Raw genomic sequence first — 26233 nt, 5'->3', positions numbered from 1 at the left:
ACTGAAAATTAAGTGTTTAACAGCATAAATTTAATTTTTGTCATCTACTAAAATAAAAAACAGAAGTAGAGTGATATTTTAATTCCGCCAACAGATAATATGTATACAACCCATAAGGATAGGACATTTATGGAGCGGTTGGCGTAGGTTCGTAAATTTGCAGCGGCACTTTGATTGCGTAATCGTACGTCTAGCTGTAATTCCGTTACGTATGCAAATGATTATTTTAGTGTCTGTTTTTACAGGTTGGTACAGAATGATGTGATAAAATGTCGTGACTATCGTAGCACCTATTCACTCCGCTTCGCTCTGTTAGGAGTTGACGGCCAATAGAGTTTGAGTTTTTAAGTTCTTAAGCTCTTCTCATTAGTGTCCAATTTACAAACTCATCAACTTCAATAAACTCCTTTCCCTCTAACTCCTGTACAAGGCTTCCATGCCCTGTAGGGCAGTGTGGCATTGTGTTTGAAAATGTTTCAATCTATGTGAAATATTGTTCCATGCACCAAATCTGAACATGTTTGGGGCATTTGTAAACCCCTTCTCTTTGCTATGCGCATACATTTGCATTGTGATTTTTGAGGTGCGTTCTTGTACGGCCTTTAGTCACCAAAGTTATTAATTTATTAATCTTAAAATTTATACAATGGAAAGACGAAAGATTTCCTCAAGAGCTGGATTGAACAGAGCGTTGTCCGCTTTGTTGGTCTGTATAGCTCTGATGTTGAACGTCTCGATTCTGGACGCTCAGAATTCTCAAGTTACGGTAACCGGTACGGTTGAGGATCCGTTTGGTCCTGTGATTGGTGCCAGTGTTGTTGAAAAAGGAGTATCCGGCAACGGTTGTATTACCGACATTGACGGTAATTTCTCCTTGAAAGTAAAATCCAATGCTACGTTGGTAATCAGTTTTGTGGGTTACAAGACGGTGGAAGTTCCGACAAAGGGACAGAAAAACATCAGAGTAACATTGGAAGAAGACAGCGAAATGCTGGACGAAGTTGTGGTTGTGGGTTACGGTACGATGCGTAAGAAAGACCTTACGGGATCGGTGGTACAGATTAACCCGAGCAAAATTGCCGATGCTAACCCGACATCAGTACAGGATGTATTGCGCGGTACGCCGGGTTTGCAGATTGGTTACGATGCTTCAGCCAAAGGTAGTGGCGCTTCTATCCAGTTGCGTGGTAAGAACTCGTTGGGTACGGATGCCAGCCCGCTGATTGTATTGGACGGTATGGCTTTCTATGGTGAACTTTCAGAAATCAATCCGGACGATATAGGCCAGATTGACGTGCTGAAGGATGCTTCTTCGGCAGCCATCTATGGTGCTAAGGCTGCTGCCGGTGTCATCATCATCACCACGAAGAAAGGTAAACAAGGAAAACCGGTCATCAACGTAAGTGCCAACTTGGCTATAAACAACAAGTCCGCTTATCGCGACTATTACGATGCCAACGGTTATGTACGCTATCGCCAGGATTGGTATAAGATGTTTAATACGTATGGTAAAGGCAGTGACGGCCTGTATGGTTATTACAGGGCAACTGATGACAAGGGTGTTATCGCTTATCCGGAAGGATATTACGATGATCCGCGCAATATGACAACTACAGAGCAGAATGCGTGGGCTACCAATGTGGGAGTAGCAGGTCTGGGCCCGACTGAGGGTGAAAGTATGATGAGCCTGTTTGCCCGTCGTTTAGAGTTGAATAACTCTCCGTTGGTATTCAACAATTTCATTGCTGGCAATTCTTATGATTGGTATGACGCCACATTCCGTACTGGTTTGAATCAGGACTACAATGCCAGCATTTCCGGTGCCACGGACAATATCAACTATTACGTGTCTGTGGGATACATGAACAACGAAGGTGCCGTGCAGGGTAATGAATACCATGCATTCCGTTCTAACATGAAGGTGAACGCTAAGATTACAGACTGGTTGGAAGTTGGTGCAAACGTGAACTTCCAAGATCGTTCGGACGGGGATATCCAAGTGTCATTGGGTAGCAATTATTGGGATGCCAATATGCTGCGCAACTCTCCGTTTGCTTCCATGTACGACGAAAATGGAGGATATGAGCAATATCCGATGTCCGGTGCCGCTACAAACGGTGGTTACAACTACTATTTCGATCGTCAATACTATGACTTGGAGAAAGGTTACACCGTGCTTAATTCCATATTTAATGCCAAACTGATGTTGCCTTTGGGCATTACCTATCAGTTCAATGCCGCTCCGCGTCTCCAGTGGTTCAATGACCGCTACTTCATGTCTGCCGACCTGCCGGACGCTTCTGCATCCAGCCGTGGTGTGAACCGTGGATGGTCAAAGAATTTCGATTGGAACTTGAACAATACCATCACTTGGGATCACACTTTTGCCAATGACCACCATTTCACCTTGACATTGGTGCAGGAAGCCGAAGAACACCGCTACTGGAGCGACAACATCAACGCCCGCAACATCACACCCAGTGATGCGCTTGGTTTCCACTATACGCAGGGTGCCAATAAGGAGCAAAGTTCGTTCTCTACCAACGATAGCCACTACACGGCTGCTTCTTACTTGGGTCGTCTGTTCTATAGCTTCAAAGACCGCTACATGTTTACAGGTACGTTCCGTCGCGATGGTTACGCAGGTTTCGGTGCTAAGAATCCTTGGGGTAACTTCGGTTCAATAGGTTTGGGATGGACCGTTTCCAATGAGAAGTTCATGGAAAGTACGCAGGACTGGCTTGATACCTTCAAGTTGCGCTTGTCCTACGGTACCAACGGTAACCGTGAGTTTGGCGATGTCTACAAGACGCTGGCTAACTTGAATTTGGGTGGTACCAGTATGGTTTATTTCAACAACGGTACGTCAACTGTGGTCAATCCTCTGTACATGGATCGTCTGGCTGCTCCTAATCTGGAGTGGGAAAAGACCAAGTCATGGAATGTCGGAGTGGACTTCTCTGTACTGAACGGACGTTTGAGCGGTTCTATGGAATATTATTTCAAGAAGACTACGGACATGATTATGGGGCAACGTTTGCCGAGTTTCTCCGGTTTCGGAAGCATTACTTCCAACTTGGGTGAAGTGCAGAACCAGGGTTTTGAAATCTCTCTGAACTCTACCAATATCGAAACCAAAGACTTCACCTGGAATACCTCAGCCGGATTCTCTATCAACAAGAACAAGATTAACCACATCTATTACGATTATGACGAAAACGGTGTGGAACGTGACGATACGTCCAACGGTTGGTTTATCGGACAGCCTATGGGTACTATCTGGTATTATGAGACTGACGGTATATGGCAGAATACGCCCGAGGACATTGCTGCTGCCGAACTGGTAGGCCAAAAACCCGGTGACCCGAAGGTGGTAAATCGTTACACGGAAGATGACAAGATATTGGACGACGGTACCCGCGTGCCGGTCTATAACGACAAAGATAAGGCATTCCTCGGAACTACTGCTCCTCCCATCTATTGGAACATGCGCAATGAGTTCACTTTCTGGAAAGACCTCACATTCTCGTTCTCCCTCTATTCTTACATGGGACACAAGAGTACAAACGGCTATTGGCTGAATCAGGACAATGGTGGTTCACAAGTTGCTAACGCTTTCAATATGCCGGAGAAAGAATATTGGACACCTGACAATCCGACCAATGATTACTGTCGTCTGAATGCTGCAGGACCTAATACGGGGTTGGCAGGTGGTGTCAACAAACTCTACAACCGCAGTTTCGTCCGTTTGGACAACATCACGGTGGGCTACACATTGCCTCAAAAGTGGACTAAGAAATACATGATTGACAAGGTGCGCCTGACCGCAACCATCAAGAATGTATGTACTATTTCCGGTTGGGAATATGGTGATCCCGAAACAGGTGGTCTGGCTACCCGCAGTTTTAACTTTGGTTTGAATATAACACTCTAATAACGGAAAGACAAATATGAAAAAGATAAATAAATTAGCAAAGGGATGTATGGTGTTGGTTTCAGCAGCCATGTTGGCAAGCTGTACGGACAGTTTCTTGGAGCAAGACCCTTTGTCATTCTATAATCCGGGAAATACGTATACTACAGAATCGGGTTTGCGTTCAGCAATGGCGATGTGCGATTTGGGGCTCAAGGAAATGTTGATGGATGGCAATTCAAATCTGCTTCCTATTGCTTCAGTCTATTTTATGAGCGATATAGGCTTGTATGCAAAGACGGATGCTACCAATCGTCAGGATGATTTTGCAAATAAACTTACGCCGACCAGCGGTATGAAAGGTGGTGGTGACGAAAACGCCATGAGCCGTTTTTGGGATCGTGGATGGGTTAGTATCAAATTTGCTAATACAGTGCTTTCGTATGTGGATCAGGTAGAGAGTTTGGACGAGAAGACGCGTAACGAATATAAGGGACGTGCTTACTTCCACCGTGCTTATGGTTACTATCATCAGGCATTGCTGTTCGGGGATATTCCTTTAGTGACGAAAATTATCGAAGTGCCTAAACAGAACTATAAGTCTACAAGCAAGGAAGCTATCTTCCAGATGCTGGTGCATGATTTGGAGTTTGCTGTTAAAAATGTACCGGCTCAGAAAGATATGCCTTATATGGGTACTGTGAATCAAGAAGCTTGTATGCAATTGCTCATCAAATGCTACTTAGTGATAGGTGAATATAAGAAGGCTGAAGAGATGGCTACTGATTTGATTAATAATCATGGTTTAGCTTTGATGGAGCAATCTTTTGGTACTTTTGTACCTTCTGGAAGTCCTGAGACATGGAACGTGGAACGTAATGTGATTTGGGATTTACATCGTGGCGATAATGTTACTGCTGCTGCTAATAAGGAGACCATTATGCCTATTCTGAACTTTGACAGTCAGAGCTTTATTGGTTATCCATTAATGCGTGCAATGTGTGTTCATTGGTCTAACGGTGATATCATAGACCCTCATAAACTCGGTTCACCGACTTATAACTGGGCACGTAATAATGGATCGTATAGCAAAGAGTTGGATTGGTTACGTCTTTTGGGACGTGGTATTGGTTGCTTCCGTACTTCTCATCACTACAATAAGACTATTTGGAATTATGATGGTGAAGAGGATACACAGGATTTGCGTCATAACCGAAATGTGGGTAATTGGGTAGAAATGACGGATATTAAGTATAATCGTCCCAATTCTGATTTTTATGGAAAGAATATGCAATTGTATGCAACAGAAGACTATATAACGGAAAAAGATACGGTTTTAGCAGGAACTTTGCTTTGTAAGGATACAATTCGTAGTTGGTATCCTATTCCTTTGTATAAAGTTTATATTGTAGATGAGTCTGCGTCAGAAAACATGGGTGCTAATCAGTTCAATGGTGCTACAAAAGGTACGAAATGTTCTAATGGTAATCTCTATTTGTTCCGTCTTGCTGAGACTTATCTGCTTCGTGCGGAAGCTAAATTTTATCAAGGTAATACAAGTGGTGCAGCCGAGGATGTAAATGCTGTTCGTCGTCGCGCTAATGCCAAGAAGATGTTTACTACGGTTACCATTGGAGATATTGCTGATGAACGTGCTCGTGAACTCTATTTGGAGGAATGGCGTCAACCTGAATTGACTCGTATTTCATGGTGTTTAGCTCGTAGTGGTAAACCCGATGAGTGGGGGGATACTTATGACTTAGCAACTTGGGATAAACAGACTGGTACCGACTTGAATGGTGGAAGTTATTGGTATAAGCGTTGTACGCGCTATAGCCTCTATAATCGTGGTCCGATTTTTTCAAAAGTAATGTTGAACTATCAGGTCGCTAAGCATAATATGTTCTGGCCTGTGCCCAACTCTGCAATCACAGCCAATATTGGTGCCCAGCTTCGTCAGAACTATGGTTACGACGGTTATGATGATACAGTGCCGATGTTCACCAATTGGGAGGAAGCGGTAGCTGATGAAGAAACAACCAAATAATATTTGAACACTTTTATATGACCGGTTTCTGGTGGCTTAGAGCTGGAGGCCGGTCAAATGGAAGTGGCATAAAGAAAAACGGTACATTCTGTTTTTAGTTAGGCGAGACTGCCTTTTTTATGAAGGTCAGTTTCGCTTTTCTCATATAATATTAGGTATATGATGAAGAAGAAATATACGAAAATGATAATGAACTTTTTTTTCCTGCTGTGTCTTCTCTTTCAGACCACTCTGTGGGGGCAGTCCGCTACTACTTCACAAAAAGCTATTACTTCCTCTGAGGTGTGGAAAGACACAGAGGGCAACGTTATCAATGCTCACGGTGGAGGTATATTGGCTTACAACGGCAGGTACTACTGGTTTGGCGAACACCGTCCGGAAAAGGGCTTCACTACGGAAGTGGGAGTAACCTGTTATTCGTCCGACGACTTGCGGAACTGGAAGTATGAAGGTGTGGCTTTGTCCGTCTCCGATGAGGCAGGAAGCGACATCGAAAAAGGTTGCATCATGGAACGCCCTAAAGTGATATACAATCGCCGGACAGGGAAGTTCGTGATGTGGTTCCACCTGGAACTGAAAGGGCAGGGCTACGGGCCGGCACGTGCAGGAGTGGCGGTGAGCGATACTCCGGCAGGACCTTACCGGTTTGTACGCTCCGGACGTGTGAACCCTGGCATCTATCCGCTGAACATGACCCGGGAAGAGCAGGGTATGACGTGGAACATGGACAGCTACGAGTGGTGGACACCGGAGTGGCGTGATGCCGTTGGCAAAGGTATGTTCGTGAAACGCGATGTGGAAGGTGGGCAGATGTCACGCGATATGACACTGTTTGTCGACACCGACGGCAAGGCATATCATATCTACTCTTCGGAAGAAAACCTTACGTTGCACATTGCGGAACTTACGGACGACTATATGCGGCATTCGGGTCGTTACGTCCGCCTCTTTCCTGGAGGACACAACGAGGCTCCGACCCTTTTCAAAAAAGACGGTATCTATTGGATGATTACTTCCGGCTGCACCGGATGGGAACCGAACGAGGCACGCATGTTTTCTGCCTCTTCTATCTGGGGACCTTGGAAACAGCATCCTAATCCCTGCCGTGGAGAAAACAGTGAGAAAACGTTTGGCGGACAGGGAACATTCGTCTTGCCGCTTTCGGAAAACCGTTTCCTGTTCATGGCCGATGTTTGGAAACCGAAGAGCCTGATGTATTCCGGATATATCTGGCTGCCTGTTCTTTTTGATGAACAGGGAGTTCCGTTCATGGAATGGAGTGAAGATATGTCTGTAGTGGACATGGTCGGGGAGCCGGAGTGGAAACTGGTATGGAGCGATGAATTTGATAAAGACGGCCGTTTGGATGCAGCTGTTTGGAATTATGAAACCGGTTTTGTGCGTAACGAAGAAGCGCAGTGGTATCAAGACGGCAACGCTTATTGCAAGGATGGGAAATTGATTATCGAAGCGCGCAAGGAGACTGGCCGTAAGAATCCTTTGTATGACGTGGAAAGTGATGATTGGCGCAAGAGCAGGAAGTCTATAGACTACACTTCTTCCTGTGTGACAACGGCAGGCAAGAAGGAGTTCTTGTATGGAAGGTTTGAGGTTCGTGCCAAGATTCCTGTCGGCGGTGGGGCATGGCCTGCCATTTGGACTTTGGGCAGTGGTATGGAATGGCCTTCATGTGGCGAGATTGATATCATGGAGTATTACCGCATTAAAGGCGTGCCACATATCTTGGCGAATGCGGCTTGGGGTACTGACCGGCAATGGGAAGCAAAATGGAACAGCCGGACTATTCCTTTCAGTCATTTTACGGATAAAAAGGCGGATTGGGCAGATGACTTTCATCTGTGGCGTATGGACTGGGATGAGACGGCCATCAGAATTTATTTGGGCGATGAACTGCTGAATGAAATTCTTTTGAGCGAAACCGTCAATGGGAATATCGGTCAAGGAACGAACCCGTTCAGAAAACCGCACTATCTTTTGTTGAATTTGGCTCTTGGAGGGATAAATGGGGGGGAAATAGATGATAAGGAAATCCCTATGCGTTATGAGATAGATTATGTGCGTATATATCAGAAAAAATAGTCGGTTCATAGTGAAAATAATCAATAAAGTATCTTTTTTGATTTATTTTTAGTCATTTTTTCTATTAGAAAAGGGATATATTTGCAACGATAGAAAACAATTTATATTCAATATCATGAAGACAAGAAAATATGTATGGCTACTATTGGCTGTAGTTTTATTGGTTCCGGTCACTGCTTCGGCAAAAAAGAAAGCGGAAAAAGTAAAGACGGATCGTGAATTGTGGACAGAAGTCCTATATCAGATGGCTGCCCCGGTACTGAGCAGCATGAGTGAAGGAAAATTGCAAGATGAGATGCTGGTGGAGTTGAGTCCTACTTGGGACGGACGCGACAAGCGGGTGACCTATATGGAGTGTTTCGGCAGGTTGATGGCGGGGCTTGCCCCGTGGCTGTCGTTGCCCGATGACGATACGGCGGAAGGCGGACAGCGCAGGCAACTTCGCGAATGGGCTTTGAAGAGCTATGCGCAGGCTGTAGACCCGCAGAGCAAGGATTATCTGCTGTGGCGGAAGGAAGGGCAACCGCTGGTGGATGCTGCATACGTGGCAGAGAGTTTCTTGCGTGGCTATGACGCCTTGTGGATGCCGTTGGATGAGCAGACCAAGCAACGCTATATTGCCGAGTTCCAGCAGTTGCGTCGAGTGGATCCTCCTTATACCAACTGGCTGTTGTTCTCTTCTACCATCGAATGCTTCTTGAAGAAAGCTGGTGCGCAGACCGATTATTACCGCATCACTTCTGCCTTGCGCAAGGTAGACGAGTGGTATGTGGGAGATGGTTGGTACAGCGACGGGCAGAATTTCGCTTTCGACTATTACAACAGTTTTGTGATTCATCCGATGTATGTGGAGTGTATGGAAGTGATGACGGATGGCGGAAAAAAGAAGATTTGGAACGTGGCGGGGGGCGGTTTCCCAAAAGCGATGAAACGTATGCAGCGTTTCGGCATGATATTGGAACGCTTCATTTCTCCTGAAGGTACTTTTCCGGTATTCGGGCGTTCTATTACCTATCGTACCGGTGTGTTGCAACCACTTGCCTTGTTGGCGTGGCGTGGTTGGCTACCGGAAGAATTGCCTGCCGGACAGGTACGTGCTGCGATGACGGCAGTCATTCAGCGTATGTTTGGCGATAAACGGAATTTCAATGAAAAAGGTTTCCTGGTTTTGGGTTTCAACGGCCGGCAACCGAACATTTCCGATTGGTACACGAATAACGGTAGTCTGTATCTTGCCTCATTGGCTTTCCTGCCTTTGGGATTGCCTGCCGACCATTCGTTTTGGACGGATGCTCCGCTGCCTTGGACATCGAAAAAGGCATGGGAGGGTGAAGATTTTCCGAAAGATCATGCCCACCATGACTGAAATTACTGATCGCTAATCATACTTTTTAATATCATGAATAAGTATATCCTTTTTTCTTTTCTGTTTTTTCTGTCGGCTTGCGGAGTTCGGACACAGCAGACCCGGCTGGTGGAAGTAGGACAGGGGTATAGCCAGACCTCTGTCAATACGGCTGTATTCAGGAATAACTCTCTTGTGACGCAGGGAGATGAACAATACATCTGCTATTATGATGCAGAAGGCTATTTGGTGTTGGGCAAACGAAAGTTGGATTCGGACAATTGGACGCTGAACAGGACACAATATAAAGGTAATGTGAAAGATGCGCATAACATCATCAGCATGATGCTGGACGGTGACGGCTATCTGCATCTGTCGTTCGACCACCACGGACATCCGCTGAACTACTGCCGCAGTACGGCACCTTATACGCTGGAGCTGGGTGGCAAAGAGCCCATGACCAGTGTGGACGAGAGCAATGTGACTTATCCGGAGTTCTATAGACTGAAAGGGGGAGATCTGCTCTTCGTTTATCGCTCAGGTTCTTCGGGCAGGGGAAACTTAGTGATGAACAGATATTCGGTGAAAGAGAAGAAGTGGTATCGTGTACAGGATGTGCTGATTGATGGTGAAGATCAAAGAAATGCTTATTGGCAGCTTTATGTGGACGAACAAGGTGTCATACATCTTTCATGGGTGTGGCGCGAGACATGGCTTGTGGAAACCAACCATGACCTTTGCTATGCACGTTCTTCAGATAACGGGGTGACGTGGTACAAGACAAATGGAGAAAAATATGAACTGCCCATCTGTCACAATAATGCGGAGTATGCTTGTCGCATCCCGCAGAACTCGGAATTGATAAATCAGACCAGCATGAGTGCCGATGCCAACGGGAATCCATACATCGCTACTTATTGGCGCGATGTTGACAGTGACGTTCCGCAGTATCGCATCGTGTGGCATGACGGTACGGCATGGCACAATCGGCAGGTGTCGGATCGGAAGACTCCTTTCTCGTTAAGTGGTGGAGGTACCAAGATGATTCCTATTGCACGTCCGCGCATCGTGGTGGACGGCAGAGAAATCTTCTACATATTTCGTGACGCTGAAAGAGGAAGTAAAGTATCAATGGCTCATGCATCAGATGTGAGTCAAGGTGAATGGACTGTAACTGATCTGACTGACTTCTCTGTGGAGGCTTGGGAACCATCGCACGATACGGAACTTTGGAAACATAATCGTCGTCTTCATCTGTTTGTACAGCACACTAAGCAGGGGGACGGAGAGCGTAGGGTAGAGTTTGAACCTCAGCCGGTATATGTGTTGGAAGTGGGAAATTGAAAATATTGGGGATTAAAAGATTTATCACTCCTTAATTCTTAAAGAAAAAGAAACTACTTAAAGATTAAAACAATAAATAATATGAAGAAAATTTTTAGAAACGTACTGATTGCTGCTTCGTGTCTGTGGGGTACATCGGCGTGTACTGCCCCGAGGGATGAAGCTAAAGAAGTGGTGGACATCATTTACAAAGTGAATAATTATTGGCAGGCGCAGAATCAGAAGCATGGACGTGCTTTTTGGGATAATGCGGCTTATCACACCGGAAATATGGAGGCATACTTCCTTACCGGTGACACAACTTTCCTGAACTTCTCGAAAGCATGGGCAGAACACAATGAGTGGAAAGGTGCCAAGTCGGATAACAAGGAAGAATGGAAATACAGTTATGGCGAGAGTAATGACTTTGTACTGTTCGGTGACTATCAGATCTGTTTCCAGACGTATGCCGACCTGTATAATCTGGAACCGGACACGCAGAAGATTGCACGTGCGCGAGAGGTGATGGAGTATCAGATGAGCACGGAGCAGAACGACTACTGGTGGTGGGCTGACGGGCTTTATATGGTGATGCCCGTGATGACCAAATTGTATAAGATTACCAATAATCCGCTTTATTTAGAAAAGCTTCATGAATATTGGACATTTGCCGATAACCTGATGTATGATTCAGAGGCTGCACTTTATTATCGTGACGGAAAATATATCTATCCAAAACATAAGAGTGTGAATGGAAAGAAAGACTTCTGGGCACGTGGAGACGGATGGGTGCTTGCTGCATTGGCAAAAGTGTTGAAAGACTTGCCTGAAGACAATAAATACCGTCAGGAATATATCGATCGTTATCAAGCTATGGCAAAGGCAGTGGCTAACTGCCAGCAGCCTGAAGGATACTGGACACGTAGCTTGCTTGATCCCGAACATGCACCGGGACCGGAAACCAGCGGTACGGCTTTCTTTACTTATGGTCTGCTGTGGGGAATGAATAACGGATTCTTGGACAAGGAGACCTACCAGCCGGTAGTGAAAAAAGCCTGGAACTACCTGACGACTGTTGCCTTGCAACCGGACGGACGCATCGGTTATGTGCAGCCCATCGGTGAGAAAGCCATTCCAGGACAAGTGGTTGATGCAAACTCTACATCTAATTTTGGAGTGGGCGCATTCTTGCTTGCCGCATGTGAAATGGTGCATTTCTTGAATTGATTTGCGGATATTTCGATAATAAAAAAAGAAGCGGGGATGCACTGTTTGATATTTCAGTGTATCCCCGTTTGGGCTTTATACCAACGAATAAATCTTTGTTTTTAACCGAATGATACAAAAGTATTCCCATTTTGAATGATTTAAGATAGGATATGTCTTTTTTTATGTGTACTTTTGACACCAAATAATTTATAGGATATTTATATGAGGAACACAATTAGAAAATTTGCACTAGCAATCAGTTTTATGTTGGTGGTGATATTACCAGCATTGGGGCAACAAAATGTTGTAGAGGAGAAAGATTATGTGGCTTATCTGTTTACTTATTTTCAGGGTAATCATATTAGTGAGGAAGCTGTCTGTTATGCCGTCAGTATGGATGGATATAACTATTGGGCTTTGAATGGAAACAAGCCGGTAATAGATTCTAAGGTTATCAGTTCGACTGGTGGAGTGCGCGATCCACATATCTTGCGTTGTCAGGATGGAAAGACGTTCTATATGGTACTGACGGATATGGTATCGGCTAATGGATGGGATTCGAATCGTGCGATGGTTTTGTTGAAATCGACTGATTTAGTGAATTGGTCACACTCTGTCATTAACATGCAGAAACGCTATGACGGACAGGAAAAGCTGAAAAGGGTATGGGCTCCGCAGACTATTTACGATCCGGAAGCCGGAAAATATATGGTATATTGGTCTATGAAGTATGGTGACGGCGCCGATGTCATCTACTATGCATATGCCAATACAGAGTTTACGGACCTGGAGGGAGAACCGAAACCACTCTTCGTGCCGGAAAACAGGAAGTCGTGTATTGATGGCGACATTGTGTATAAAGATGGTATATATCATTTGTTCTATAAGACCGAAGGAAACGGAAACGGTATCAAAGTGGCTACCACACGTTCTTTGACTTCCGGAAAGTGGAGCGAAGAGCCGGATTACAAACAACAGACAAAGGAAGCCGTTGAGGGCGCAGGCACTTTCAAATTGATCAATCAGGACAAGTATATATTGATGTATGATGTGTATATGAAAGGCGGATATCAGTTTACGGAAACTACCGACCTGAAGAACTTCAAGGCGATAGACAGTGAGGTGAAGATGAACTTCCACCCACGTCACGGAACAATCATACCAATCACACGCGATGAGCTGGTGCGCATCACCGACAAATGGGGAAAACCTGCCGAACTGGGTGTATTGCCGAACAATCTTGCCGTTTTACCGTTGGTTGCACAACATGTAACAGTTAGTGGTCCTGACGGTAAACTTCTGCTGACGGTTACTTGTCCGGATGGGGGAGAAGCTACTTATTCCATCACTTATAACGGCAAGCAAATGCTCGAATCGTCTCCTTTGGGCTTGCAGACCAATGTCGGCGACTTTGCTAAAGCGATGAAAATGACGGGGCATCAGGAGAGAAAGCTTGATTCCGTCTATGAACAGACGCGCATCAAGGCTTCGCGCGTACACTATCTTGCCAATGAGTTGGTATGCAACTTTGTCAATGAAAAGGGGCAGAAGGTGGATGTGACCTTCCGCGTGAGCAACAATGACGTGGCTTTTCGTTATACTTTGCCTAAGCAGGGCGAGCGGGGAAGTGTCACCGTGAACAGCGAAAAGACCGGTTTCCGTTTCCCGTCGAAAACCACTACTTTCCTTACTCCGCAGAGCGATGCCATGATAGGTTGGAAACGTACCAAACCCAGTTATGAGGAGGAGTATAAAGCGGATGCCCCGATGGATGTGCGCTCACAATACGGACATGGATATACTTTTCCATGCCTTTATCATGTGGGTGAAGACGGATGGGTGCTGGTCAGCGAGACCGGAGTCAGCAGTCGTTATTGCGCTTCGCGCCTGAGTGATGCTACAGAAGGTAATTTATATACGCTGACTTTTCCGATGCCTGAAGAGAACAATGGTAACGGTACCGTTGCTCCGGCATTTGCTTTGCCAGGCTCCACTCCGTGGCGTACGATTACGGTAGGTGAAACGTTGAAACCGATTGTGGAAACCACTGTGATGTGGGATGTCGTGGAGCCGTTGTATGAAACGGAACATGATTACCGGATGGGACGCGGTACCTGGAGCTGGATCTTGTGGCAGGATGGCAGTATTAACTATGACGACCAAGTGCGTTATGTAGACTTGGCTGCGGCTATGGGATATGAATATGTGCTGATAGACAACTGGTGGAATACGAACATCGGACATGAACGCATGGCGACTCTTATCGACTATGCACAGAGCAAGGGTGTGGATGTATTCCTGTGGTATAGCTCCAGCGGTTACTGGAATGACATAGAACAAGGACCTACCAATTTAATGGATAATCCCATCGCACGCAAACGTGAGATGAAGTGGATGCAGAAACTGGGTGTCAAGGGCATCAAGGTGGACTTTTTTGGTGGAGACAAACAAGAGACCATCCGTCTGTATGAAGCCATTCTGAGTGATGCCGACGATCACGGTTTGATGGTTATTTTCCACGGATGTACAGTACCGAGAGGATGGGAACGCATGTATCCCAACTATGTGGGCAGCGAGGCGGTCCTTGCTTCCGAGAACTTGATTTTCAACCAGCATTTTTGCGATGAAGAGGCTTTCAATGCTTGCCTGCATCCGTTCATCCGAAACACAATAGGTTGCATGGAGTTTGGTGGTACCTTCTTGAATAAGCGTCTGAACCGTGGTAATAACGGTGGAACGACACGCCGCACTACCGATGTATTCCAGTTGGCTACTGCCGTATTGTTCCAGAATCCTATTCAGAACTACGCTTTGGCTCCCAATAATCTGATGGACGCACCGCAGGTTTGCCTCGACTTTATGAAGAAAGTGCCGACTACATGGGATGAGATCCGTTTCATTGATGGTTATCCTGGGAAATATGTGGTAATTGCCCGTCGTCATGACCAGCAGTGGTATGTAGCGGCAGTGAATGGTACAAAAGAAGTACTAAAACTGAAACTTGAACTCCCTATGCTTGCAGGACAAACTGTAGATTCTTATAGTGACGACAAGCAACTCCAGCCGCAATTGAAGAATATGAAACTGAAAGCGGACGGTAAACTGCAACTGACTCTTCAACCTGAAGGTGGCGCAGTGCTGGTAACTTCCTCCAATGTTCACTGAAAGCAAGTTCAAGAACTTGTGAAACTTGAGTTAAATTATATATAGATACCATGAATAAGAAGTTAATGAATTTTTTAAGCTTATGTTTGTTGTTTTCCTTTGTCTTGCCTATACAGGCAAAGGTGAATACAGTGATGAACGAACCGGATCAGGTGTATCTCTTCTCCTACTCTAACCGTGATGGAAAGAGCGGACTGAAATTTGCTTGGAGTCCCGATGGAGAGAAATGGTTTAGTGTAGCGGACGGTTTCGCATACGTGAACTCCGACTTCGGTCCGTGGGGACGTGCGAAGACCATGTTTAAGCCCCACCTGATGCAGACCCGTGCCGATGGCAAATGGCATTGCATTTGGGAAGCCACTAAGACTGGTGAGGCACTTGCCTACGTAACCTCTCCCGACTTGCAGAAATGGGAGGCACAGAAATACTTCTCGCCGGCTGAACGCAGCAAGTATGAACCGAAGGATGTATTTCCTACTATCGAAAAGAGAATCTGGATAAATGGTCAGGAACAGGAAGGATGGATGCAACAAGTGTCGTATGCTACAGTCAAAGGGATTATCCGTTTTGCCGAGGCGAAGAAATACCGTCAGTCATTGTATGCCGAACGTACGGAGCAAGACCCTGTCCGCTTCGCAAACCTGAAACCTGTTAAAGCCGATATCTGCGTAAAAGCGGATGAAGCGAAACCCATCAGCGATCATCTGATCGGTATTTTCTTCGAAGACATCAACTATGCGGCAGACGGTGGCTTGTATGCGGAACTGGTGCAGAACCGTGACTTTGAATATGCTCCTACCGACCGTGGCAATGACCAGAACTGGAACAGTACACATTCCTGGAGAGTCAGGGGCGAGAATGGAAAATTGAGCATTGCAACGGAGAATCCGATACATCCCAATAATTCCCATTACGCAGTGCTTGAGGTGAACATGCCTGCGGAGGTGTCATTGGTAAATTCCGGTTTCGATGGTATAGCCGTAAAGAAAGGTGAGAAGTATGATTTCTCTTTCTTCTCGAGGATGTTGGAAGGAAAAGGCGGCAAGATGTTCGTGAATTTGGTAGATAAAGATGGGACGATTATAGCACAAACCGCTGTGAATGTAACGTCTAAAGTCTGGAAACAGCAGAAGACTGTATTGACAGCCACAAGCGACGCTGCGGCTGCATCCCTCTCCCTTGTTCCGCAGGCAGTCGGCAAATATGCATTTGATATGGTCTCCCTTTTCCCGCAAAAGACTTTCAAAGGTCGGAAGAACGGGCTTCGTGCTGACTTGGCGCAGACGCTTGCCGATCTTCATCCTCGCTTCATGCGTTTCCCCGGCGGATGTGTGGCCCATGGTGACGGAATAGACAATATTTATGATTGGAAAGGCTCTATCGGCCCGTTGGAAGCCCGCAAGCCTTTGCGTAATCTTTGGGGATACCATCAGACGCGGGGATTGGGATACCATGAGTATTTCCTGTTCTGCGAGGATATGGGAGCAGAACCTCTGCCGGTAGTTGCAGCAGGTGTCCCCTGCCAGAACTCAGGAACTTGTGCCCATCACTCCAAAGGCGAGTTAACCTGCATGGGACAACAAGGTGGTATTCCGATGGAAGAGATGCCGCAATACATTCAAGACGTTCTCGACCTGATAGAATATGCCAACGGTGACGCACGTAATACAGTTTGGGGTAAGAAACGCGCCGAGGCAGGACATCCGAAACCGTTCAATCTGAAGTATATCGGTATCGGCAACGAAGACATGATTACGGAAGTGTTTGTGGAACGCTTCAAGATGATATTTGATGCTGTCAAAGAGAAATATCCCGAAGTAACAGTTATTGGTACTGTCGGTCCGTTCTATGAAGGTACGGATTATGAAGTAGGGTGGGATCTTGCTACCGAATTGGGTGTGCCTATGGTCGATGAACATTATTATGTGGAACCGGGATGGATGATTCATAATCAGGATTATTACGATCGTTATGACCGTAAGAAGTCGAAAGTCTATTTGGGCGAGTATGCAGCTCACTTGCCGGGACGTCCGAACAATGTGGAGACGGCACTTGCCGAAGCTTTGTATTTGACATCGGTGGAACGCAATGCCGATGTGGTGGCAATGACTTCGTATGCTCCGTTGCTGGCCAAAGAGGGACATACGCAGTGGAGTCCGGATTTGATTTATTTCAACAATGCAGAAGTGAAACCGACAGTGGGTTACTATACGCAACAGATGTACGGGCAGAATTCCGGAAACGAATATATTGCTTCGGAAGTGAAATTGGACAATAGTTGGGATGCCGTGAAGAAACGTGTAGGAGTATCGGTTGTGAAAGATAGCCGAACGGGAGATTATATCGTGAAGTTGGTGAATATGCTTCCGGTGGAAGTCTCTGCCCAGGTCAAACTGAATGGTATGTCATTGACCCATCCGTCGGCAACGAAAACCGTACTGGCGGGTGATCCGAAAGATAAAGGTGTAAAGCCTGTCTCTTCCGATTTCAAACTGGAAGGAAACGATTTCCCATATGTAATGCCTGCCTATTCGTTTACGGTAATACGTATTTATCAGAATATGCTAACGAAAAAGTAGTTATCGGCTGATAACTACTGAATAGCTCTTGAGAAATTGCCATTAAGAGCCTGTTTAAATTTTGTTTGACTATAAATTATATACTTTTTTTATGAGGAAATTAACAACTTGCCTAGCTTTGTCTCTTGCACTGGGAGTACAGGCACAGCAACATGTGATGACCGTTGATGCTTCCAAGCCTACGGCACAAATACAGCCTGAAATGTATGGTATCTTTTTTGAAGATATCAATTTCGGTGCAGACGGCGGACTCTACGCCGAATTGGTGAAGAACCGTTCTTTTGAGTTTCCGCAACCTTTTGTCGGTTGGGTACCATTCGGTAATGTGACGGTACAGGATGAGAATCCTTGTTTCGAGCGTAATCCGCATTACGTGCGTGTAGTCAATGACGGACGTCTGTTGCGTGCTGGACTGGATAATGAAGGTTATCGCGGTATTGGTGTAAAGCAGGGTGAAGAGTACCGCTTCTCTGTATATGCCCGTACGCCGGAATCCAAACCGATGAAACTTTCCGTCGAGTTAGTGAACTCTGACGCTCAGAATCTTCTGAAAAAGGGGATTGAAGTAAACAGCCGTGAATGGCAGAAACTGACCGTTGTATTGAAATCGCCTTTCACTGATGCCCATGCCCGCCTACGTATCGTTTTGGAAAGCAAGGGTACAGTCGATATGGACCATATTTCTCTCTTTCCGGTCAAGACTTGGAAAGGACGTGAGAATGGACTGCGTGCCGATTTGGCTCAAGCCCTTTACGACCTCAATCCCGGTGTGTTCCGTTTTCCCGGTGGATGTATCATTGAGGGAAACAGTCTGGAGACCCGTTACCAGTGGAAGAACTCGGTAGGTCCTGTCGAAAACCGTCCTCTGAATGAAAACCGCTGGAACTATACGTTCAAACATAAGGCATTTCCCGACTACTTCCAGACGCTCGGCTTGGGTTTCTTCGAATACTTCCAGCTGAGTGAAGACCTCGGTGCAGAGCCTCTTCCGGTGATAAGTTGTGGACTTTCCTGTCAGTACGAAAGTAACGAAGTAGTTCCGATGGATGAACTGGGGCCTTACATACAAGATGCGCTTGATCTGATTGAGTTTGCTAACGGACCGGTTACGTCCACATGGGGTAAAGTACGTGCGGAGATGGGGCATCCTGAACCCTTCAACCTGAAGATGATAGCTGTCGGCAACGAGCAGTGGGACCAGATTTATGTAGAACGTCTGGAGGCTTTCACTAAGGCTATCCGTGCGAAGTACCCTACAATTAAGGTGGTTGGCAGTTCGGGACCGAGTGCTTCCGGCGATAAGTTTGATTACCTTTGGCCGGAGATGAAGCGGCTGGGTGTGGATTTGGTTGATGAACACTATTACATGAAGCCCGACTGGTTCTTCGGTAATGCTTCCCGTTATGATAATTATGACCGCAAAGGTCCGAAAGTCTTTGCCGGAGAGTATGCTTCACACGACCACTCCACGAAGAAAGACAACAACTTCCTTGCTGCCCTCTCCGAGGCAGCTTTCATGACAGGGCTGGAACGGAATGCCGATGTGGTCCATCTGGCTACGTATGCTCCATTGTTTGCCCATGTAGACGCTTGGCAGTGGAATCCGGACTTGATTTGGTTTGATAATCTGCGCATGATGCGTACGCCGAACTACTATGTTCAGCAGATGTATGGCATGAACTCCGGAACCGATGTACTGAGCCTGAAGATGGATGGTAAGGCGGTTGCCGGACAGGATAGTCTCTATGCGACTGCCTCGCTGAATGCGCCGACCGGTGAAATAATCCTGAAACTGGTGAATGCAGGCAGCAAACCAGCCGATGTTCGGATAGACTTCAACAGATTGAAGAAGCGGCAGTTGGCTGGCGGAGTGTGCACCTATCTGCAGAATGACAGTTGGAGAACGGTGAACACATTGGAGCAGGAAGTGCTTGTGCCGCGCGTTCGTCCGGTATCGGCAGAAGGGCAATCGTTGGGGCTTGAGCTTGCTCCACGCTCGTTTGGGGTTTATCGTTTACAGATAAAGAACTAATTCCCCCCCTATTTTGAACTATTATTCTCCTTTGATTTGAAAGAATCATCCTATCTTTGTAGCGGTGTGGGTGTGTCACGGCACATCTTTACCGCTACAAACATAATTATTTTATATCATGAAGAAACATCTTATGACCGGACTATTTGCAGCTTTGGCTCTGACTGCAAATGCACAGTCCTTTAAAGAGTGGCTTGATCCGGAGATCAATGCAGTGAATCGTGCTCCGATGCACACCAATTACTTTGCTTATGAGTCGGCAGATGCTGCCATGAAAGGCGAGAAGAGCCAATCGGCAAATTATATGACCTTGAACGGTACGTGGAAATTCTTCTGGGTACCTGATGCAGACCAGCGTCCTACTGATTTCTGGAAAGTCGGTTTCAACGACAAAGGTTGGGACCATATGCAGGTTCCCGCCGTATGGGAGTTGAACGGTTATGGCGATCCCATCTATGTCAATACCGGTTATGCATGGCGCAACCAGTTCCAGAATAATCCCCCCGAGGTTCCTACGCAGAATAATCATGTCGGTTCATACCGTCGTGAGATTATTGTTCCGGCAAGCTGGAAAGGAAAAGATATTATCGCGCATTTCGGTTCGGTCACTTCCAATATGTATCTTTGGGTGAACGGCCGTTATGTAGGCTACAGCGAAGACAGCAAGTTGGAAGCTGAGTTCGACCTGACCTCTTATTTGAAGCCGGGACAGGCGAACCTGATTGCTTTTCAGGTATTCCGCTGGTGTGACGGCACGTATCTGGAAGACCAAGACTTTTTCCGTTTCAGTGGCGTGGGGCGCGATTGCTATCTTTATGCCCGTAACAAGAAGCGCATTCAGGATATCCGTGTAACGCCCGATTTGGATGAGGCTTATCAGAATGGTTTCTTGGATGTGAAACTTGAACTGAAAGGAAGTGGCAATGTGGATCTGGAATTGTTGGATGCATCCGGCAAGACGGTTGCCACAGCAACAGCCAAAGGCGGAAGCGTGCGCATAGATGTGGAGAATCCTCACAAGTGGAGTGCCGAAATACCTTATCTTTATACGTTGCGTGCCACGTTGCAGGGCAGCAATGAGGTTATTCCGGTAAAGGTCGGTTTCCGCAAGATCGAGTTGAAAGGTGACCAGATACTTGTCAACGGCAAGGCAGTGCTCTTCAAGGGTGCCGACCGTCATGAGCTTGACCCGGACGGCGGCTATGTGGTATCTCCTGAGCGGATGATACAGGATATCCGGATCATGAAGGAGTTCAATATCAATGCCGTACGTACTTGCCACTATCCGGACGATAACCTGTGGTATGAGCTTTGCGACAAATACGGTATTTATTTGGTGGCGGAAGCGAACATCGAGTCACACGGCATGGGCTATGACGAGAAGACTTTGGCAAAGAACGCCCTTTACGCCAAAGCTCATTTGGAACGTAACCAACGTAACGTGCAGCGTGGTTTCAACCATCCCAGCATCATCTTCTGGTCGTTGGGCAACGAAGCCGGATTCGGACCTAACTTCGAGGCTTGCTATCGCTGGATAAAGAAAGAAGACGCCAGCCGTGCCGTACAGTATGAACGTGCAGGAGAAAACGAATTTACCGACATCGTCTGCCCGATGTATGCCGGCTACGAGCATATGGAGAAGTATGGCAAGCGTACGGATGCCACGAGACCGTTCATCCAGTGCGAATATGCCCATGCGATGGGTAACTCGCAAGGTGGTTTCAAGGAGTATTGGGATTTGATTCGTAAATATCCCAACCTGCAAGGCGGTTTCATTTGGGACTTCGTAGACCAGTCTGTCCGTTGGAAAGGTAAAGACGGTGTGACGATTTACGCATACGGCGGTGATTTCAATCGTTACGACGGTTCGGACAATAATTTCTGCGACAACGGACTGATCAGTCCCGACCGTGTTCCCAATCCGCACATGTACGAGGTAGGCTACTTCTATCAGAATATATGGACTGAACCGGCAGACTTGAAGAATGGTGAAGTCAGCGTTTATAATGAAAACTTCTTCCGCGACCTGTCGGCCTATTATATGGACTGGGAAGTGTTGGCTAATGGTAAGGTGATTCGTACCGGTCGTGTAGAAAACCTCAACGTAGCTCCGCAGCAGACTGCCAAAGTGAAGCTGAATATCGGCAAGACTTGCGAATGTAAGGAGTGGTTGCTGAACGTGAAGTATTGTCTGAAGACCCGTGAAGGTCTGTTGCCGGCAGGATATGTCGTGGCAAAGAACCAGCTGACGCTGACACCTTATAAGAATCCGTCGATGGAACTGAAGAATGTGGAGAACGTCAATGTGTCCGTTGTTGTTCCGCAGGTACAGGATAATGACCAGAATTATCTGATTGTGGCCGGAGAGAACTTCCGTATGGAATTCAACAGACACAACGGTTACTTGAGCCGTTACCAGGTGGCAGGTCTGGAGATGATGAATGAAGATGCCGTTCTGGTACCTAACTTCTGGCGTGCACCTACCGACAACGACTTCGGTGCAGGCCTGCAACGGAAGTTTGCCGCATGGAAGAATCCGGAACTGAAACTGACCTCTTTCAAATGGGAGAATGTAGCCGATCAGATACAGATCTATGCCGAGTATGAGATGAAGAGCGTGTCTGCACGTTTGAATCTGACTTATGTCATCAACAACGAGGGTGCCGTGAAGGTGACTCAGAAGATGACAGCCGACCCGCAGGCAAAAGTATCGCCTATGTTCCGCTTCGGAATGCAGATGCAGATGCCGAAGTCGTTTGAAACGGTAGAATATTACGGCCGTGGTCCGGTGGAGAACTACAGCGACCGTAACCATTGCACCGATTTAGGGTTGTATCGCCAAAGTGTGGATGAACAGTTCTACTCCTACATCCGTCCGCAAGAGACGGGAACGAAGACGGACATCCGTTGGTGGAAGCAGCTGAATGCCGCCGGACGTGGTTTGCAGATTGTAGCGGAAGCTCCTTTCTCTGCATCAGCTTTGCACTATACGATAGAGTCGTTGGATGATGGTTGGGAAAAAGGACAAAGCCACTCTCCCGAAGTGAAACAGGCAGACTTGACGAATCTTTGTATTGACAAGGCACAGATGGGACTGGGTTGTGTGAACAGTTGGGGGGCATGGCCGTTGCAGCAGTACCAGTTGCCTTACGGTGATTATGAGTTTACGTTCATCCTTACTCCGGTACGGAATGAGATAGGATTCTGATGAGATATCCGTTGTTTACTCTACCCATGTCTTTTTTATGGCGCTTTCATCTTTCAGAGGTTTCAGACATTAATTAATGTTTTGATTCATAGATTGTTGAACTGAAATAAAAACCCTGAACGTAGGATATCCTACGTTCAGGGTTTTATTGTCTTGTTTTCAGCCTAATATTCTGCTAATTATGTAGTTGACTAAAGCCTGAAACTTCTGAAAGATAAAGAGTGTATGCCATGCTCGGTTGAAAGCGCGTGAGAGTTGTGATATTTGTCTTGCAAGATAGCTGAATTTGGCTCATGAGCTGAATGAAACCGTCTCGTGAGCTGAAAAAAATCATCTCATGGGACGATTTTATCCGTCTCACGAGGCGAAATTATCCGTCTCATGAGGCGAAAATGTCCGTCTCATGAGGCAAAAAAATATCTGTTTCGGAGCGTCTGAAGTTCACGTTTACGGTACTGAACCCCAGCTTTAACATACTAATGCTGAGGTTTGAAGGAGAATGTATGATAATACATCTAATTGTACGTAATTACATGTACCTTATTTCTTAACTTACCTATTTTTGCTGAAGTTTTATATGATGTCATGATAGGCTTGAAATTACCATTAGCTTTTTGTGACAGTAGATGAGATTCATTATTTTTGAACTATAAATAACTGACCATGAAAAAAGGAATCTTAAGTTTACTTTTGTTTTTGATGGCCCCGTTTGGTTGGGCACAGTTCAATCTGACTTCGGGCAAGCCTGTCAAGGTGGCTTGCGACGGAGTGGAAGAGAGGGTGGTACATACAGCTCTGGAACTATTCTCCCGTGATGTCGAAGCCGTTCTTTCCACATCGTTGGAAGTGAATGCCAAGCAAGGCGATATTATTGTCGGCACTATAGGCAAAAGCCCGTTGATAGCAACGACTGGGGCGGATGTCTCCGTCTTGGAGGGTAAGACACAAGCCTTTCTGCTGACCGTATTGCCGGACGGCAGACTGTTGGTTGCCGGCAGCGACCGGCATGGTACCGCATACGGCATCATGGAACTGTCGCGCCTGCTCGGTGTATCCCCTTGGGAATGGTGGGCGGATGTGACTCCGGACAAGAAGACTGCATTCTCGTTGCCTTTCGGCTTCAAGACCCTGCAAGCACCTTCCGTTGAATACCGCGGTATCTTCATTAATGATGAAGACTGGGGACTGATGCCTTGGAGCAGTCGAAACTACGAGCCTGCCGATCAGCAGCAAATCGGCCCGAAGACCAACCGCCGCATCTTTGAACTCCTGCTCCGCCTGCGCGCCAACACTTATTGGCCTGCCATGCACGAGTGTACCCTGCCTTTCTTCCTTACGAAGGGTAACCGGGAAGTAGCCGCTGAGTTCGGCATCTTTATCGGCTCTTCTCACTGCGAACCGATGGTGTGCAACGCTGCCGGCGAATGGAGAAGAAGAGGTGAGGGCGACTACGACTATGTGAACAACAGCACCTCCGTCTATCGTTTCTGGGAAGACCGCGTGAAAGAAGTGGCGGGACAGGACAATATCTACACTTTGGGTATGCGCGGCGTACACGACGGTAAGATGCAGGGAGCCAAAACAGTGGACGAACATAAAGCCGTGTTGGAACGTGTACTTCAGGATCAGCGTGGTCTGTTGGCGAAGTATGTGGACCGGGAGGTTACCTCTATCCCGCAAGCCTTCATTCCCTACAAGGAAGTGCTCGACATTTACAATGCCGGATTACAGATACCTGACGATGCCACCCTCATCTGGTGTGACGACAATTATGGCTACATCCGCCACTTCCCTACGCCGGAAGAGCAGGCGCGTAAAGGTGGAAATGGTATCTATTATCACGTCTCCTATTGGGGACGGCCGCATGATTATCTTTGGCTGGGAACCTTCAGCCCCTACCTGCTTTATCAGCAGATGAAACTTGCCTACGACCGTGGCATCCGGAAGATGTGGATATTGAACGTAGGCGATATCAAGCCTGCCGAATATCAGATGGAACTGTTCCTCGACATGGCATGGAACATCGAACAGGTGGCGGAACAAGGCGTCACCGCCCATCTGAAGAACTGGCTGGTGCGTGAGTTTGGTGCCGCACATGTAGCCGAAACCCTGCTTCCGGTGATGCAGGAACACTATCGCCTTGCCTACATCCGCAAGCCCGAATTTATGGGTAATACACGCGAGGAAGAGCGCGACCCTATCTATAAGAAAGTAAAAGACCTGCCTTGGAGCGAACAAGCCATCCACGAGCGTCTGACGAAGTATGCCTCATTATCTTCCACTGTCGAAGCACTCGAATCGCAGTTGCCTGCCAACCGGAAAGCTGCCTACATGCAACTGGTGAAATATCCCGTACAGGCAGCCGACCAAATGAACCGCAAGTTCCTGTACGCGCAACTTGCCCGCCACGGGAAAGCCGATTGGGAACAAAGTGATGTCGCCTTTGACAGTATTGCCTCATTGACACGCCGTTATAACGCTTTGCAGAACGGAAAATGGATTGGGATGATGGACTTCCAGCCCCGCAAACTTCCTGTCTTCCGTCGTGTGGCGCACGAAACTGCTGCTACGCCTATGGTGAAAGAGAAATCTCCTGTCTATAAATGGAATGCTGTGGATTGTGCAACCGGAACTCCTGTTCCCTGCGAAGGTCTGGGATATGAAGGCAAGGCGGCAGGCATCCGTAAAAACACTTCCCTCGTTTTCACTTTCGACGACTGTAAGACGGATTCCGTAGAAGTCGAAGTACGTCTGTTTCCCAACCATCCGTTGGACGGAAAACAGTTGCGCTTCACCCTGTCTGTCGACAAATCGGCTCCGCAAACCGTTTCATACGAAACCAAAGGGCGTAGCGAAGAGTGGAAAGAAAACGTGTTGCGTAATCAGGCAATTCGAAAAGTGAAACTACCCGTCAGCAAACGCAAATCGCATAAACTGGTGATCAAGGCATTGGACGAAGGGGTTGTCCTGGATCAGATTATGCTGTTTTGAGTTTTTAAGTTTGTTAGTTCTTGGGTCTTTGAGTTTGTTAGTTCTTGGGTCTTTGAGTTCTTGAGTTTTTGAGTTCTTGAGTTTTTGAGTTTGTTCGTTTTTGAATTATTCTAATTCGTGTGCCAACTTGCAAACTCAAGAACTAACAAACTAACAGATTCAAGAACTAACAAACTCAAAAACTCAACTTTTAACTTCTACGGTTTCGGAGCGAAGCGAAGTGATAACTTCCGAATAATTTCCGACAACTTCTTCTTTAATAATTCCTTCTTTAATAATTCCTTCTTTAATAATTCCTTCTTTAATAATTCCTTCTTTAAT

11 protein-coding genes are annotated in these 26233 nt (G+C 46.6%); all 11 read left to right on the top strand.

The window, feature by feature from the left end:
- The first annotated feature begins 721 nt into the window (after positions 1 to 721).
- The 11 genes from QZ323_RS10890 to QZ323_RS10835 all read left to right on the top strand — a co-directional run bounded on the left by QZ323_RS10890 (position 722) and on the right by QZ323_RS10835 (position 25912).
- The gene (locus tag QZ323_RS10890; RefSeq protein WP_294634713.1) at positions 722 to 3934 is read left to right on the top strand and encodes a TonB-dependent receptor; all 3213 of its coding nucleotides are present in this window, start codon (positions 722 to 724) and stop codon (positions 3932 to 3934) included.
- Between the two features lie 16 nt (positions 3935 to 3950).
- Positions 3951 to 5960, top strand: coding sequence for a RagB/SusD family nutrient uptake outer membrane protein (locus QZ323_RS10885; protein WP_294634711.1), 2010 nt, complete (start codon positions 3951 to 3953; stop codon positions 5958 to 5960).
- Between the two features lie 159 nt (positions 5961 to 6119).
- Complete coding sequence (locus QZ323_RS10880) at positions 6120 to 8060, top strand: family 43 glycosylhydrolase (protein ID WP_294634710.1); 1941 nt, start codon at positions 6120 to 6122, stop codon at positions 8058 to 8060.
- A 115-nt stretch (positions 8061 to 8175) separates the two neighbouring features.
- Complete coding sequence (locus QZ323_RS10875) at positions 8176 to 9426, top strand: DUF2264 domain-containing protein (RefSeq protein ID WP_294634709.1); 1251 nt, start codon at positions 8176 to 8178, stop codon at positions 9424 to 9426.
- A gap of 33 nt (positions 9427 to 9459) precedes the next feature.
- Positions 9460 to 10749, top strand: a complete 1290-nt coding sequence (locus tag QZ323_RS10870; RefSeq protein WP_294634708.1) for a BNR repeat-containing protein — start codon at positions 9460 to 9462, stop codon at positions 10747 to 10749.
- Between the two features lie 81 nt (positions 10750 to 10830).
- Entirely contained in the window at positions 10831 to 11955 is a 1125-nt protein-coding gene (locus QZ323_RS10865) for a glycoside hydrolase family 88 protein (protein WP_294634707.1), read from the top strand.
- 204 nt (positions 11956 to 12159) lie between these two features.
- Positions 12160 to 15102: a glycoside hydrolase family 97 catalytic domain-containing protein gene (locus tag QZ323_RS10855; RefSeq protein WP_363175023.1), complete on the top strand. Its 2943-nt coding sequence runs from the start codon at positions 12160 to 12162 to the stop codon at positions 15100 to 15102.
- A gap of 50 nt (positions 15103 to 15152) precedes the next feature.
- Positions 15153 to 17681 (top strand): alpha-L-arabinofuranosidase C-terminal domain-containing protein, encoded by a 2529-nt coding sequence (locus QZ323_RS10850; protein ID WP_294634706.1) that lies wholly within the window; start codon positions 15153 to 15155, stop codon positions 17679 to 17681.
- 91 nt (positions 17682 to 17772) lie between these two features.
- The gene (locus tag QZ323_RS10845) at positions 17773 to 19713 is read left to right on the top strand and encodes an alpha-L-arabinofuranosidase C-terminal domain-containing protein (RefSeq protein ID WP_294634705.1); all 1941 of its coding nucleotides are present in this window, start codon (positions 17773 to 17775) and stop codon (positions 19711 to 19713) included.
- Between the two features lie 118 nt (positions 19714 to 19831).
- Positions 19832 to 22921: a glycoside hydrolase family 2 TIM barrel-domain containing protein gene (locus QZ323_RS10840; protein WP_294634704.1), complete on the top strand. Its 3090-nt coding sequence runs from the start codon at positions 19832 to 19834 to the stop codon at positions 22919 to 22921.
- Positions 22922 to 23584: 663 nt separating this feature from the next.
- Positions 23585 to 25912 carry a glycosyl hydrolase 115 family protein gene (locus QZ323_RS10835; protein WP_294634703.1) on the top strand — a complete coding sequence of 776 codons (2328 nt, stop codon included), beginning with the start codon at positions 23585 to 23587 and terminating at the stop codon, positions 25910 to 25912.
- Positions 25913 to 26233: the final 321 nt, after the last annotated feature.

The sequence above is a fragment of the uncultured Bacteroides sp. genome (assembly GCF_910585845.1).
Lineage (GTDB): Bacteria > Bacteroidota > Bacteroidia > Bacteroidales > Bacteroidaceae > Bacteroides.
The sequence above is the reverse complement of the archived record's forward strand: the minus strand, read 5'-3'. Positions and strand labels throughout refer to the sequence as shown.

Excerpts from the sequence above, each read along its gene's own strand:
- QZ323_RS10890 (WP_294634713.1), top strand. The coding sequence starts at position 722 with ATGTTGAACGTCTCGATTCTGGACGCTCAGAATTCTCAAGTTACGGTA.
- QZ323_RS10855 (WP_363175023.1), top strand. The coding sequence starts at position 12,160 with ATGAGGAACACAATTAGAAAATTTGCACTAGCAATCAGTTTTATGTTG.
- QZ323_RS10845 (WP_294634705.1), top strand. The coding sequence starts at position 17,773 with ATGAGGAAATTAACAACTTGCCTAGCTTTGTCTCTTGCACTGGGAGTA.
- QZ323_RS10880 (WP_294634710.1), top strand. The coding sequence starts at position 6,120 with ATGATGAAGAAGAAATATACGAAAATGATAATGAACTTTTTTTTCCTG.
- QZ323_RS10835 (WP_294634703.1), top strand. The coding sequence starts at position 23,585 with ATGAAAAAAGGAATCTTAAGTTTACTTTTGTTTTTGATGGCCCCGTTT.
- QZ323_RS10850 (WP_294634706.1), top strand. The coding sequence starts at position 15,153 with ATGAATAAGAAGTTAATGAATTTTTTAAGCTTATGTTTGTTGTTTTCC.
- QZ323_RS10840 (WP_294634704.1), top strand. The coding sequence starts at position 19,832 with ATGAAGAAACATCTTATGACCGGACTATTTGCAGCTTTGGCTCTGACT.
- QZ323_RS10885 (WP_294634711.1), top strand. The coding sequence starts at position 3,951 with ATGAAAAAGATAAATAAATTAGCAAAGGGATGTATGGTGTTGGTTTCA.
- QZ323_RS10875 (WP_294634709.1), top strand. The coding sequence starts at position 8,176 with ATGAAGACAAGAAAATATGTATGGCTACTATTGGCTGTAGTTTTATTG.
- QZ323_RS10865 (WP_294634707.1), top strand. The coding sequence starts at position 10,831 with ATGAAGAAAATTTTTAGAAACGTACTGATTGCTGCTTCGTGTCTGTGG.
- QZ323_RS10870 (WP_294634708.1), top strand. The coding sequence starts at position 9,460 with ATGAATAAGTATATCCTTTTTTCTTTTCTGTTTTTTCTGTCGGCTTGC.